A 12,784-nucleotide genomic window follows, 5' to 3' on the forward strand; every position below is an offset into this window, starting at 1 on the left:
TTGAAGTAATAGGTGTAGTGCTAAAACTATCCACAAAAACTGTGGATAATTCTGTGTATAAAACATCCCATAGTGGCTCGGGCGGTGGTTTAGAGGTTCTCTGGCTAATTTTCGACCATCTTGATGTTTTTATAAATAGTCTTTAATTTCAATGGCTTATCCGCTTTCGATAAAGTGCTGCATCAGGTGTTCAACGGAAGCCATTGTCTTGGCGTCTATTTGACAAAAGCATGACAGTTGTGGATACGGAGCGGTGGAAAACTCGTTCGGGGCGAGTCAAAAACAAAGAATATGATGCATTATCAAGAATCTAGAGCACCTGCGGTATGGACCGTGGCACAGTTGAATCGCCGTGTCAGCCAGTTGCTGGACGAGCACATGCCCGTCGTTTGGGTTAGCGGTGAAGTGTCCAACTTTACCCAGGCCGCTTCCGGGCATTGGTACTTTTCCATCAAGGATGACAAGGCGGCTGTTCGTGCCGTGATGTTTCGGGGGCGTGCCCAGGCCGTGGGATTCGTGCCGCGTGCGGGCGAGCGCTTCGAGTTTCGTTGCTCGGTTACCTTGTACGAGGCACGCGGGGACTTCCAGGTTCAGGTGGAAGGCATGCGTCGCGCCGGGCTGGGGGATTTGCACGAAGCCTTTTTGCGGCTGAAAGGGCAGTTGCAAAGCGAAGGTTTGTTCGATCCTGAGCGCAAACGCCCCATCGCCACCTTGCCGCGCAGCATAGGTATTATCACTTCCCTGGCAGCCGCGGCCTTGCGGGATGTCCTGACAGCGATGGAGCGTCGTGCTCCGCACGTGCGCATCATTATTTATCCTGCTCCGGTTCAAGGAGCAGAAGCACCGCCACGATTGCGGCAAGCTCTGGAAACCGCGATTGAGCGGGCCGAGGTTGATACACTCTTGCTGGTACGTGGGGGCGGAAGTCTGGAAGATCTCTGGGCTTTTAACGACGAAGGTCTGGCGCGTCTGATCGCGTCCAGTCCTATCCCTATTATTAGTGGGGTGGGGCACGAGACAGACTTCACCATTGCTGATTTTGTAGCTGATTTGCGCGCACCCACGCCAACCGCCGCCGCCGAACTGGCCTGTCTGGGGCGCGATCAGTTACTGGAACAGGTGTTTGCGCGCATAGGCGCGTTGAGCCACGGTGTGCAGCGTCATCTGGATCGGGCCTCTCTGCGTCTGGATCGGGCGGTAGCCAAATTGGTCTCTCCGCATCAACGCCTGGCCCAGCAGCAGCAACGTCTGGATCATCTCACCCAAAGACTGCAACGTGTGGCTCGCAGCGTCCCCGATACTGCTGCGTTGCGCCTGACTACCTTGAGGGCGCGTTTGGAGCGCAGCATTCCTCAGCTGACGTCAAGACAGCAAAATCTGAATATGCTTTTCCAACGGCTGGAAAAAGGTCTGGATCATGCGCTGGTTTTGCGTCGCCAGCGCCTGGCCGCGGCCCAGCAAACGCTGCAAGCCTTGTCCCCGCGCCTTATCATCAATCGTGGATATGCCATAGTCAGGGATAGCGAGGGGAAAGTTGTAAAAAATGCGTTAGACTTAAAGATTGGTGAACGACTCGATGTCGAGTTGAGTCGCGGTCATGTGTCGGTGGATGTGGTGCGCACGCACGATCTGCTCTAGGCTGCGTCGTCCTTGTTGGATACCAAACACGGTTTTTTTTTAGAAGGAATTGAAATGGCATTCACTCTTCCAGCTCTTCCATACGAACTCAACGCCCTTGAGCCACATATCTCCAAGGAAACTTTGGAGTTTCACTACGGTAAGCATCACCAGGCTTACGTCACCAACCTGAACAATCTGGTTGCTGGCACCGAATTTGAAAACGCTTCCCTGGAAGATGTGGTCAAGAAATCCTCCGGTGGCGTGTTCAACAACGCTGCTCAGGTTTGGAACCACACTTTCTACTGGAACAGCCTGTCCCCTAACGGCGGCGGCGCTCCTACCGGCAAAGTGGCTGATGCCATCAACGCCAAATGGGGCAGCTTTGACGCTTTCAAAGAAGCCTTCACCAAGTCTGCCGTTGGCAACTTCGGTTCGGGCTGGACCTGGTTGGTCAAAAAGGCCGACGGTTCCCTGGACATCGTCAACACCAGCAACGCTGGCACGACGCTGACTTCCGACGACGTCGCCCTGATCACCTGTGATGTGTGGGAACACGCCTACTACATCGACTACCGCAATGCCCGTCCCAAGTACCTGGAAATTTTCTGGAACTTGGTGAACTGGGACTTTGCCGCCAAGAACCTGGGTTAATCGTCCAGGTTGAGGGTAGCGCTCATCGGAGGGCTACCCGGCAATGAAAAACCGCCATGCGCATGCTGGCGGTTTTTTTATGGCTTCAATGAAAACAAGTCATAGGGCGTGTGCGGCCATGCCTTGTTTTTGAAGACCTTACATCTGGGATTGCTGGTAGTTTTCCAGGCCCACTTTTTCGATCAGGCCCAATTGCTTCTCCAGCCAGTAGGTGTGGTCTTCTTCCGTGTCGCGCAACTGGGCCAGAATGATGTCGCGTGTCACGAAATCGCTGGCGGATTCTGCCAGTGCTATGCCTTTTTGCAGAGCTGCGCGAACTTCATATTCCAGTTCCAGATCCTTGCGCAACATGCCGACCACATCCTTGCCGGGTTCAAACGCATTGGGGCGCATGTCGGGAATACCGTCCAGCATCAGGATGCGGCGTATCAGGGCGTCAGCGTGCTGTGTTTCTTCTTCCATTTCGTGGTTCATGCGCTCGTAAAGCTGCGTGAAACCCAGATGCTCGTAAAAGCGGGAATGGATAAAGTACTGGTCGCGCGCTGCGAGTTCGCCGCGCAGCAGTTGATTCAGATAGTCGAGGACTTCGGGGTTGCCTTGCATGGTGATGAGCCTGTAGAGGATGTCAACGGGGGAAGTATGCCATGAGCAGGCCATGAGGGTGCTTGATCTGTGGCACCAAATGGCAAGCACGCTATTCAGTTTGGCGGCTGCAATGGCAAGATCGCGGATTGTCTTCCAATCGTGCCGGGGTGCAGCTTCAGTGTTTACCGGTCTCAGCCGGGTCAAGAGCTCCACACGCGGCCGTTGGCGTTTTCCGAAACCGGGGCTTTTTGCTCCTTTAGTCGAGGTCTGCTATGTCTGCTGCTTTGCGTGTTCGTCCTGCCTTGTTGGGCCTGGTGGGCGGTGTCTTGGTTTTGTCGGCGGGTCAGTTGAGCGCTCAGCCTTCTACACATTTGGAAGTCAAGGAAAGTCACTCTTCCGTCACGCGGGTGGCTGGTTACTTGGACCAAACTGAACTGCCGGATAGTGTGATGCTCCTCGATCCGCCGCCGGCTGCAGATAGTGCGGCCTTTGCCCGGGATGAAGAAGCGCGTCGGGCTGCCGGGCAGCTAAAAGGGTCAGCTCGCTGGGCACTGGCTAAACAAGATGCAGACTTGGTATTTCCACGGCCCGCTCAGAATTATTCGTGCGCATTGGGAGTTCAAATCGACCAAGAGAGCACGCCGGTTATTTATCAGATGATGCGTCGCTTGTTGCCTGATGCGGGTCTATCCACTTACGGAGCCAAAAACAAGTATCAGCGGGTGCGTCCTTTCGATCTTCATAATGAAGATACATGCACGCCAGCGGATGAGGAGTTTTTGCGCAATGATGGTTCCTATCCCTCCGGCCATGCGGCTGCTGGCTGGGCATGGGCACTAGTGTTGGCGCAGATCAGCCCCGAACGAAGTAATGAGTTGCTGGCTCGTGGCCTGTCTTTCGGTCAAAGCCGTGTCATTTGCAATGTACATTGGCAAAGTGATGTGGAGGCGGGGCGTGTGATAGGCGCCGCCGCGGTGGCTCGTGTGCAGAGTGAGGAGGCCTTCCAGGCTGACATCCTGGCCGCCCGACTAGAATTGGCACAAGCGAAAGTTGCTTCAAGTGGTCAAGCGCTTAATTGCACCGAACCGTTCTAGCGCTGCTTTGAGTGGGTCGTTCGGCTGGCGATTGTAAAAACGAGCGCCCTCATATTGGTTTGAGTGCAGGAAAGAGAGCTTCCGTCTGCTTTCCTGTGCGAGCGCGCCTTGTTCTCTTAATGCCGTGATTACCTGGCGTTGCGGGTATGAGAATTGAATAAGCTTTTTCCTGGTGTGGATTCGGCTTGTCACTGTACCAGGCGCTTTGGCGCATAGACCGCCGCATCGTTCGGGACTGGATGCGCTAAACTGACCGCACTGCGGACATGCTGAATCACCAGAAAAAACCCGGCTGTACTCAAGCGCTACTATCAAAACAGTAGATTTCGAGCGCTCTTCATAGTGCTCTCGCGTGATTTTATTCAAGATATCAGGGTGATTTTCATGAGTCAGGACGCCTTTATTTGTGACGCAATTCGTACGCCTTTCGGACGTTATGGCGGTTCGCTGTCCGCTGTGAGGGCGGATGACCTGGGTGCGGTGCCTATTGCTGCGCTGATGAAGCGCAACCCCCAAGTCGATTGGAGCAAGCTGGATGATGTGATGTACGGCTGCGCCAACCAGGCGGGTGAAGACAACCGCAACGTGGCACGGATGTCCGCTCTGCTAGCCGGTTTGCCCGTGGACGTGCCTGGCGTGACCTTGAACCGTTTGTGCGGTTCGGGCCTGGACGCGATTGGTTCGGCTGCTCGCGCCATTCGCGCTGGCGATGCCTCCTTCATCCTGGCCGGTGGTGTGGAAAGCATGAGTCGCGCTCCCTTCGTCATGGGCAAGGCTGAAACGGCGTTCTCCCGCAGCGCAGGTATTTATGACACCACGATTGGCTGGCGCTTCATCAACAAAGCCATGAAAGAGCAGTACGGTGTGGATTCCATGCCCGAAACGGCTGAAAACGTGGCTCAGCAGTTCAATGTGTCCCGTGAAGACCAGGACGTGTTTGCCCTGAATAGCCAGCTGCGTGCGGCCGCTGCCCAGGAAGCCGGCATTCTGGCTGAGGAAATTACCCCTGTGATCATTCCCCAGCGCAAGGGCGATCCCATTGTGGTGGATAAGGACGAGCACCCACGTGCCACGACTCTGGAGTCCCTGACTCGCTTGAAGCCCGTCGTGCGTGCCGATGGTACCGTGACCGCGGGCAATGCCTCGGGTGTGAACGATGGTGCTTGCGCGCTGCTGGTTGCCAACAAGGCAACCGTCGAAGCCCAGGGCCTGACTCCGCGCGCTCGTGTGGTGGCCATGGCGTTTGCCGGTGTGGAGCCACGCATCATGGGTATTGGCCCGGCACCTGCCAGCCAGAAGGTGCTGGCTTTGGCGGGTCTGACTCTGGATCAAATGGATGTGATCGAGCTGAACGAGGCCTTTGCCGCTCAAGGTCTGGCGGTGACTCGCATGCTGGGTCTGGCTGATAACGATCCTCGCGTGAACCCGAACGGGGGCGCGATTGCGCTGGGTCACCCTCTGGGTGCCAGTGGTGCGCGTCTGGCGATTGCGGCTATCAATCAATTGCATCGCACAGGCGGACGCTACGCCCTGTGCACCATGTGTATTGGTGTCGGCCAGGGCGTGGCTTTGATTCTTGAGCGCGTCTAACTAAGGTTGCAGGGCAGGCAGGCCGGTGATTTTCTCACCGGCCTTTTTGTCTGCTTGCTTGAACCAGCCTTGTTCCATCTCCAAGGCATAGCGCACAGGTCGCACCGGGCAGTGGGATTGAAGATCAAAGGGTTGCATGGCCTCGATATTGGTGATCGTGCCTTCTTCAGTAATGAAGGCGATATCCAGCGGCAGAGGCGTATTCTTCATCCAGAAGCAAGGCATTCCGCTTTGCTCGAATACGAATAACATGCCGTGATCGGGGGCCAGGCTTTCTCGATGCATCAAACCTTGTGCACGAGTCTCGTCGCGATCGGCCACTTCCGCCTGGATTTGTTTGGAACCCAGGGATAGTGTCAGGGTGGGAAGAGTCTCATCCGCCTGGACCGGGGCGCTAATACAAAGCGCTGCCAGAAGACAGGCAAAAAAAACAGGGCGCGCAGGCCCCGTAGTCGTAGTGCGATACTGCATGTGTGTTGCGAACCTGCTTTTGTTAGAATCGAGAGCGCAAGAGATCTTAAGGCGAAGTAATATTAAGTGCCTGCTTGCCTTTGGGGCCTTGGGCGACTTCATACAGAACTTTCTGGCCTTCTTTCAAAGTCTTGAACCCGTTCATCTGAATGGATGAAAAATGAGCGAAGAGATCTTCGCCGCCGTTATCGGGTGTAATAAACCCAAAGCCTTTGGCATCATTGAACCACTTAACGGTCCCGGATAGTTTTTGATTGTCTCCAGTGCCTGCGGTGGTGGTAGTTTCCGACATGCTTGCTGCCTCTCAACTTAGTGTATGGTTGATACTTTTTTCGGCCCCTCCCTGGGCCTGTGATCGCGGCACCTCACTTTTTTATTGTGAAGTTGACACGATCAGTCGGATGATGCTGAATTTTGTTCCCCCCAGTCAACCTATGGAAAGCACCTAGTTCTGTATTATGGCCATTGAGATCGATAAGCAAGGCGCCACAACGGTAGAGCGCCAATCCGCGCGGCTTGCCCCACCACCCATGTATCAGGTCATCTTGCTCAACGATGACTACACACCCATGGAGTTCGTGGTGAATATACTGGAGCGGGTATTTGCCAAGACCCCGGAGCAGGCCGAACAGCTTATGCTTAAAGTACATTACGAGGGTCGGGCGGTCTGTGGTGTGTATCCACGCGACATTGCCGCCACCAAGGTGGAAATTGTGCGACAACTGGCGCAGTCGCGACAGCACCCTTTGCAGTGTGTGATGGAGCCGGTGCCTGATGCTTGACCATTTAATGGTTTACCGTATTGTTCAGATCAGGCAAATTAGTCATAGAATAGCTTTAACCCCTAGTTTTACTCTTGCCGTGTAGGAGGAAGCATGATCTCCGAAGAACTTGAAGTCAGTCTACACATGGCCTTTGTCGAGGCTCGTGCCGCGCGCCATGAATTCATCACGGTAGAGCATCTGCTGTTGTCCCTGCTCGATAACGCCTCCACGCTGGAAGTGTTGAAAGCATGTGCTGCCGATATTGATGCACTGCGCCAGAATCTGCGTAAATTCATTAATGAAAATACGCCCACTTTTCCTGGTGAAGGCGAGGTCGATACCCAACCCACGCTGGGCTTTCAGCGTGTGATACAGCGTGCCATCATGCACGTATCGTCCAGCAACTCCGGTAAAAATGTGGTTTCCGGTGCCAATGTGCTGGTGGCGATGTACGGGGAAAAAGACTCGCATGCGGTGTATTACCTGCAGCAACAAGGTGTCTCGCGTCTGGATGTTGTCAATTTCCTCTCGCACGGTATCACCAAGGCCAATCCGGAACCTGCTGCCCCCGAGCCACCCAAGGCCGCCGCTGCTGCGGAAGCCGACACGCGCTCGGACGCCCAGAAGTCCCCTCTGGATCTGTACGCTACAGACCTGAATACCGAAGCCAGCCTGGGTCGCATTGATCCCTTGATTGGCCGTGAAAAGGAAGTGGAGCGTGTCATTCAGGTGCTGTGCCGCCGCCGCAAGAACAACCCCTTGCTGGTCGGGGAGGCTGGCGTGGGCAAAACCGCGATTGCCGAAGGCTTGGCGCTGCGCATTCAGCGTGGTGACGTCCCGGATATTCTTAGCGAAGCGCGTGTTTACGCGCTGGATATGGGTGCCTTGCTGGCCGGTACCAAATATCGGGGCGACTTCGAGCAACGCCTGAAGGCGGTGCTCAAGCAGCTCAAGGAAACGGCACAGTCCATTTTGTTTATCGACGAAATCCATACCCTGATCGGAGCCGGCTCGGCTTCGGGCGGTACGCTGGATGCGTCCAACCTGCTCAAACCTGCGCTGTCCTCCGGTCAGCTCAAGTGTCTGGGTGCGACCACCTACTCGGAATACCGCGGAATTTTCGAAAAAGACCACGCCTTGTCGCGTCGCTTTCAGAAAATCGATGTGGCAGAGCCGACGGTGGAGCAAACCATCCAGATTCTGCGTGGTTTGAAGTCCAATTTTGAAGAGCACCACGGTGTACGTTACTCGGCAGCGGCCCTGACGGCGGCAGCGGAGTTGTCCGCCCGTTATATCAACGACCGCTTTTTGCCGGACAAGGCCATCGACGTGATCGACGAGGCTGGTGCAGCGCAGCGCTTGCTGCCACGTTCCAAGCAGAAAAAGGTTATCGGCAAGGCCGACATCCAGGCAACGGTTTCGCGTATTGCACGCATTCCGCCCCAGACAGTCTCCAGTGATGATCGCAACAAGCTGGCAACCCTGGCCCGCGATCTGAAATCGGTGGTGTTTGGTCAGGATGTAGCCATTGACGCCTTGGCAGCTGCCATCAAGATGGCGCGCTCTGGCCTGGGTCTGCCTGACAAGCCTATTGGTTCCTTCCTGTTCTCCGGCCCGACCGGCGTGGGTAAAACCGAAGTGGCGCGTCAGTTGGCCTTTGTGCTGGGCGTAGAGCTGCTGCGCTTTGACATGTCCGAATACATGGAGCGTCACACCGTGTCGCGCCTGATCGGTGCTCCTCCTGGTTACGTCGGTTTCGACCAGGGTGGTTTGCTGACCGAAGCCGTTACCAAACAGCCGCACTGCGTGCTGCTGCTGGACGAAATCGAGAAAGCGCACCCGGACGTCTACAACATCCTGCTGCAGGTGATGGATCACGGCACGCTGACGGATAACAACGGTCGCAAGGCTGATTTCCGCAACGTCATCCTGATCATGACCACCAACGCCGGAGCCGAAGCGCTGAACAAGACCAGCATTGGCTTTACCCAGCCCCAGCGCTCGGGTGATGAAATGCAGGATATCAAGCGTCACTTCTCGCCAGAGTTCCGTAACCGTCTGGATGCGATCATTGGCTTCAAGCCTTTGTCGCGCGACATTATCCTGCGCGTGGTGGACAAGTTCCTGATGCAGCTGGAAAACCAGCTGCACGAGAAACGCGTCGAAGTGTCCTTCTCGGACGCCTTGCGCGAACATCTGGCTGCCAAGGGCTTCGACCCAGCCATGGGTGCCCGCCCCATGCACAGGCTTATTCAGGACACTATTCGCCGTGCCCTGGCCGACGAGCTGCTGTTTGGTCGTCTGGTCGATGGTGGTCAGGTCGAGGTGGATCTGGACGAGAACGGCGAGGTAGTACTGGAATATCCTTCTTCAGGACCTGATGAGCCCGGTAGCAAGGCCTCTTCGCGTCCCGAGCCGGAATTAGTCGACTAAGCCGTGAGGGCATCGCGCCCCTTAATCGTCTGTACGCACTGTGACACCGTACACGAGCGAGTCCCCGTTCAAGGAGCGGGGCTCGCTCGTTGTGTGCGTTGCGATACTGAACTTTACCGCCACAGCCGCTTTTCACCACGTGAATGGCAAGCGCTGGTCTTGGCGGTTTTCATCCTTTTTCTGATTGCCAATCTGTTTCCCGTCGTCTATCTGAGCATGGCGGGTAAAACAGTGTCGCCCACGTTTCCCAAAGCCCTGTTGCTGATCTGGCAGCAGGGGTATTGGGGCTTGTCCGTCATGGCGGGGTTGGTGGGATTCTGGCTGCCGCTGTTTCAACTGATTTTCCAGTTCTGGGCCTTGGGCCTGATTGCCCGAGAGAAACCCTTGCCGGGCGATTTCGGTATTGGGCTGCGGGCCTTGAGCCATCTGGAGCATTGGTCCATGACGGCTGTGCTGTTCCTGGGCTTGATTGTGGCCATGGTGAAATTTGCCGGGATCGGGCATTTGACGATTGCGCCAGGTCTGTACGCCTTTTTTGCTCTGACCTTCCTGCTGACCGGCTTGAGCCGTATTACGGCGGGGCGCTTGTGGCGCTGGGCAGAGGATCGTGATCTGGTGCCGGTTTCGACCCGGCAGGTCTTGAAAGAGCATCGAACCTGGAGTGCCTGTACCCACTGTGGCTTTGTGCAGTCCAGTCAGAAACCGGACTGTGACCGTTGTGGTGCAACTGTGCATAAACGCAAGCCCAATAGCCGCACACGAGTGGCCGCTCTGGTGTTGACGGCCTGCGTGTTCTATATTCCCGCCAATGTCCTGCCTGTCATGGAGCTGCGCAGCATTTTAGGCAGTAGCGCGCATACGATTCTGGGTGGGGTCATTGAACTCTGGCAACTGGGTTCCTGGGACTTGGCATTGATCGTGTTCATCGCCAGTATTGTGGTCCCCATCACCAAACTCCTGGCTTTGATGATTCTTTTGTTGGGGCGTCGTTGGCGTGGCAATGCTGTACAGCGTCAACGCAATCGCATTTACGACATGGTCGAGCTGATTGGGCAATGGTCCATGCTGGACGTATTCGTGGTGGTCCTGATGGCTGCACTGGCCAACTTCCCAGGCTTGTCGCAGATTATTCCTGGAGCGGGGGCCTTGAGCTTTGGCATGGTGGTGGTTTTGACCATGCTGGCCGCGCTTAGCTACGACCCTCGCCAAGGCTGGGACCAGGATACCCACGAAGAACCAATAATAGAACCGCAAACTACGCCGTCTCCGCCTGCCTCACAGGCGACTTCCTGAAGGAAACAAGGTGCACGATCCTACAACTAATCAGCCTGACGGTCAGACCGAGCCCGCGCAGCCTAGACTGATTCCTGCCAAGCGATCCCGATTCTCCTGGATCTGGATTTTGCCCATAGCCGCCGCCGTGGTGGGGGCGTCTTTGGTGCTGCGAAACTGGATGTTGACCGGACCGCGTATCACGATCAGCTTTGATTCAGCCGAGGGCTTGGCCGTGGATCAAACCAAGCTACGTTATCGCGAAGTGGATGTGGGTACGATTTCGGACATTCAGGTGTCTCCGGATCGAAAAGGGGTTTTGGTCACGGCGCAGCTCGAGCGTGATGGCTCCGAGTTCATTACCCAAAAAGACACGCGGTTCTGGGTGGTTCGCCCGCGTTTGGGTTTAAGTGGAGTATCCGGTCTGGGCACCTTGTTGTCGGGTGTTTATATCGGTGTGGACGCGCCTTTTGAAGTGAATAAAAAAGGTGAGCAACTGGACTTTGTGGGCCTGGAAAGTCCGCCGGAAGTAACCAGTGGCCGTGCTGGTAAGCGTTACGTGTTGACTGCGCCAGAATTGGGCTCGCTGGATCTGGGTTCGCCCTTGTATTACAAGGGCATACAGGTTGGGCAAGTCAGCAGTTATGAGCTGAACGAAGAAGGTAATGGCGTGCGTGTGCAGGTGTTTGTAGATGCTCCTAACGACAAGTTCGTGACGCAGGGCTCGCGCTTCTGGAACGTCAGCGGCGTCAATATGTCGCTGGATTCCACCGGCTTTAATGTGCGTACGCATTCTTTGGTCTCTGCCTTGGCAGGAGGTCTGGCCTTTGATCAGATGGAAGGCGAGCCTACGGATGTTGCTCAGGCTGATTCGCAATACGAACTGTTCCCCACACAAGAGCGCGCGATGGCTGAGCCGGATGGTCCCGCGGTTGAATTGCGCTTCCATTTCCATCAGTCCGTGCGTGGCCTGGTGCCGGGCTCCAAGGTGGAGTTCCGGGGCCTGGAGTTGGGGCAGGTCTACGATGTGGATCTGGAGTTTGATTTTGAGCGTAAGCGCTTCTTTGCCCTGGTGAAGGCACGTATCTATCCGCAGCGTTTTGGCCGCCTGTACGAGCGGGTGGTGGAGGCTAGACCGGACGAGAAAGATCCAATGAGCGCCTTGTTCAAACCGATGGTTGAGCGTGGTCTGCGTGGTCAATTGCGTCCTGCCAGCCTGATTACCGGCCAGCAGTACATTGCTCTGGAGTTCTTTGACAAAGCGCCTGAAGCGGACTTCGATGAAAACGCCAAGCCATTGGTGGTGCCCGTCATTGCGGGCGACTTCGACCGTTTGCAGGAACAGGTCAGCGACATCGTTACCAAGATTGCTGCTATCCCGTTCGATCAGATCGGCAAGAATCTGCAAAGCGGGCTGACGGAGCTGGGTCAGGTGCTCAAGCAACTGGACAAGACGACGGTGCCGCAGCTCAATGGCGCTCTCAAGTCCATGGATGCCGCTGTTCAGAAACTGGGCGCCATGCTGGATTCGGATTCTTCCTTCAATACCTCTGTGGATCAAACCCTGAGCGAACTGAAACGCTCCTTGCGATCCCTGCGTGATTTAAGCGATACCTTGCAAAGCCAGCCCTCGGCGGTCCTGCGAGGTCGTTCCCCTGACGTGCTGCCGGAGCCTGCGCCATGATGTCTCGTTTTCTGATTCCCGTGGCGTTCGCCGGTTTGCTGACGGCTTGCGCCTCGACCACGCCCACTTACTACACCTTGCAAGCGTCCAATGCCGCTCCGGCGGCTGCGGCTCCTTCCACGCAAGTGTGGAAGGGCTTTCAGCTGCGACGCATGGATGTGCCTGCTCAATTGGATCGCCGCTCCTTTGTACTGACGCAGACTGCGGGCGGGCAGGTCAACCTGCTCAACGATAGCCAGTGGGCCTCACCTTTACCTGATGAAATGTCCCTGGCTTTGGCGTCTGGTTTGCAGGATCGCCTGGGCGTTCCCCAGTTGGCCAGCGCTGCTCCGAAAACACCGCTGTGGCAGATCGATGTGCTGGTACAGCGCTTCGAATCTGTCTATGGCGAACGCGCTACCTTGGAGTTGAGCTGGACACTGACGCCAGTTGGCTTTGAGGGGAAGGTCCAGCAATGCCGCTGGCTGGACTCCGAGCCTGCGTCCTCTGTGCCAGAACTGGTGCAGGCGCATCGTCAATTGCAGCAGCGCTGGGCAGATGCACTGGCCGCACAAATGCAAGGTAAACCTGTCCCGGTTAACCTGAGCAAAGCCATGCTCTGCGTCAGTTAACCCTTCTGG

The 12,784-nt window shown here is 56.0% G+C and carries 12 protein-coding genes; 9 read left to right on the plus strand and 3 right to left on the minus strand.

Annotation, left to right across the window (positions count from 1 at the left end; all coding sequences use genetic code 11):
* Nucleotides 1-291: 291 nt before the first annotated feature.
* Nucleotides 292-1,638 carry an exodeoxyribonuclease VII large subunit gene (gene xseA / locus NIZ92_RS07690; protein ID WP_254003019.1) on the plus strand — a complete coding sequence of 449 codons (1,347 nt, stop codon included), beginning with the start codon at nt 292-294 and terminating at the stop codon, nt 1,636-1,638.
* Between the two features lie 54 nt (nt 1,639-1,692).
* A complete protein-coding gene (gene sodB, locus NIZ92_RS07695; protein WP_009455685.1) occupies nt 1,693-2,271 on the plus strand; it encodes a superoxide dismutase [Fe] in 579 nt (192 codons plus the stop codon).
* Between the two features lie 138 nt (nt 2,272-2,409).
* Here sodB and bfr read toward each other — a convergent pair whose 3' ends face one another.
* Entirely contained in the window at nt 2,410-2,874 is a 465-nt protein-coding gene (bfr, locus tag NIZ92_RS07700; protein ID WP_035268187.1) for a bacterioferritin, read from the minus strand.
* A gap of 254 nt (nt 2,875-3,128) precedes the next feature.
* On the opposite strand from bfr, the gene NIZ92_RS07705 reads away from it, so the two are divergent.
* Together NIZ92_RS07705 and pcaF are read left to right on the plus strand one after the other, a co-directional pair.
* A complete protein-coding gene (locus NIZ92_RS07705) occupies nt 3,129-3,950 on the plus strand; it encodes a phosphatase PAP2 family protein (RefSeq protein WP_254003020.1) in 822 nt (273 codons plus the stop codon).
* A gap of 384 nt (nt 3,951-4,334) precedes the next feature.
* Complete coding sequence (gene pcaF, locus NIZ92_RS07710) at nt 4,335-5,540, plus strand: 3-oxoadipyl-CoA thiolase (protein WP_009455691.1); 1,206 nt, start codon at nt 4,335-4,337, stop codon at nt 5,538-5,540.
* On the opposite strand, the gene NIZ92_RS07715 is transcribed toward pcaF, so the two are convergent.
* Both NIZ92_RS07715 and NIZ92_RS07720 read right to left on the minus strand, forming a co-directional pair.
* On the minus strand, nt 5,541-6,011 hold the full coding sequence (locus NIZ92_RS07715) for a DUF192 domain-containing protein (protein WP_026482896.1): 471 nt from the start codon (nt 6,009-6,011) through the stop codon (nt 5,541-5,543).
* Nucleotides 6,012-6,057: 46 nt separating this feature from the next.
* Complete coding sequence (locus NIZ92_RS07720; RefSeq protein ID WP_003801483.1) at nt 6,058-6,303, minus strand: cold-shock protein; 246 nt, start codon at nt 6,301-6,303, stop codon at nt 6,058-6,060.
* 166 nt (nt 6,304-6,469) lie between these two features.
* Here NIZ92_RS07720 and clpS point away from each other — a divergent pair, with 166 nt between their 5' ends.
* From clpS to NIZ92_RS07745, 5 genes are all read left to right on the plus strand, one after another.
* Nucleotides 6,470-6,793, plus strand: a complete 324-nt coding sequence (gene clpS, locus NIZ92_RS07725) for an ATP-dependent Clp protease adapter ClpS (RefSeq protein WP_026482895.1) — start codon at nt 6,470-6,472, stop codon at nt 6,791-6,793.
* Nucleotides 6,794-6,886: 93 nt separating this feature from the next.
* Entirely contained in the window at nt 6,887-9,208 is a 2,322-nt protein-coding gene (gene clpA, locus NIZ92_RS07730; RefSeq protein WP_035268183.1) for an ATP-dependent Clp protease ATP-binding subunit ClpA, read from the plus strand.
* A gap of 93 nt (nt 9,209-9,301) precedes the next feature.
* Nucleotides 9,302-10,501, plus strand: coding sequence for a paraquat-inducible protein A (locus NIZ92_RS07735; RefSeq protein ID WP_254003021.1), 1,200 nt, complete (start codon nt 9,302-9,304; stop codon nt 10,499-10,501).
* A gap of 10 nt (nt 10,502-10,511) precedes the next feature.
* Nucleotides 10,512-12,164, plus strand: a complete 1,653-nt coding sequence (locus NIZ92_RS07740) for an intermembrane transport protein PqiB (protein WP_060185999.1) — start codon at nt 10,512-10,514, stop codon at nt 12,162-12,164.
* Complete coding sequence (locus NIZ92_RS07745) at nt 12,161-12,775, plus strand: membrane integrity-associated transporter subunit PqiC (protein WP_009455706.1); 615 nt, start codon at nt 12,161-12,163, stop codon at nt 12,773-12,775. Before NIZ92_RS07740 ends, NIZ92_RS07745 begins: the two co-directional genes overlap by 4 nt.
* Nucleotides 12,776-12,784: the final 9 nt, after the last annotated feature.

Origin of the sequence: Alcaligenes sp. 1735tsa3, from assembly GCF_024134565.1 — a bacterium.
Lineage (GTDB): Bacteria > Pseudomonadota > Gammaproteobacteria > Burkholderiales > Burkholderiaceae_B > Alcaligenes > Alcaligenes phenolicus.

Excerpts from the sequence above, each read along its gene's own strand:
- xseA (WP_254003019.1), top strand. The coding sequence starts at position 292 with ATGATGCATTATCAAGAATCTAGAGCACCTGCGGTATGGACCGTGGCA.
- sodB (WP_009455685.1), top strand. The coding sequence starts at position 1,693 with ATGGCATTCACTCTTCCAGCTCTTCCATACGAACTCAACGCCCTTGAG.
- bfr (WP_035268187.1), bottom strand. The coding sequence starts at position 2,874 with ATGCAAGGCAACCCCGAAGTCCTCGACTATCTGAATCAACTGCTGCGC.
- NIZ92_RS07705 (WP_254003020.1), top strand. The coding sequence starts at position 3,129 with ATGTCTGCTGCTTTGCGTGTTCGTCCTGCCTTGTTGGGCCTGGTGGGC.
- pcaF (WP_009455691.1), top strand. The coding sequence starts at position 4,335 with ATGAGTCAGGACGCCTTTATTTGTGACGCAATTCGTACGCCTTTCGGA.
- NIZ92_RS07715 (WP_026482896.1), bottom strand. The coding sequence starts at position 6,011 with ATGCAGTATCGCACTACGACTACGGGGCCTGCGCGCCCTGTTTTTTTT.
- NIZ92_RS07720 (WP_003801483.1), bottom strand. The coding sequence starts at position 6,303 with ATGTCGGAAACTACCACCACCGCAGGCACTGGAGACAATCAAAAACTA.
- clpS (WP_026482895.1), top strand. The coding sequence starts at position 6,470 with ATGGCCATTGAGATCGATAAGCAAGGCGCCACAACGGTAGAGCGCCAA.
- clpA (WP_035268183.1), top strand. The coding sequence starts at position 6,887 with ATGATCTCCGAAGAACTTGAAGTCAGTCTACACATGGCCTTTGTCGAG.
- NIZ92_RS07745 (WP_009455706.1), top strand. The coding sequence starts at position 12,161 with ATGATGTCTCGTTTTCTGATTCCCGTGGCGTTCGCCGGTTTGCTGACG.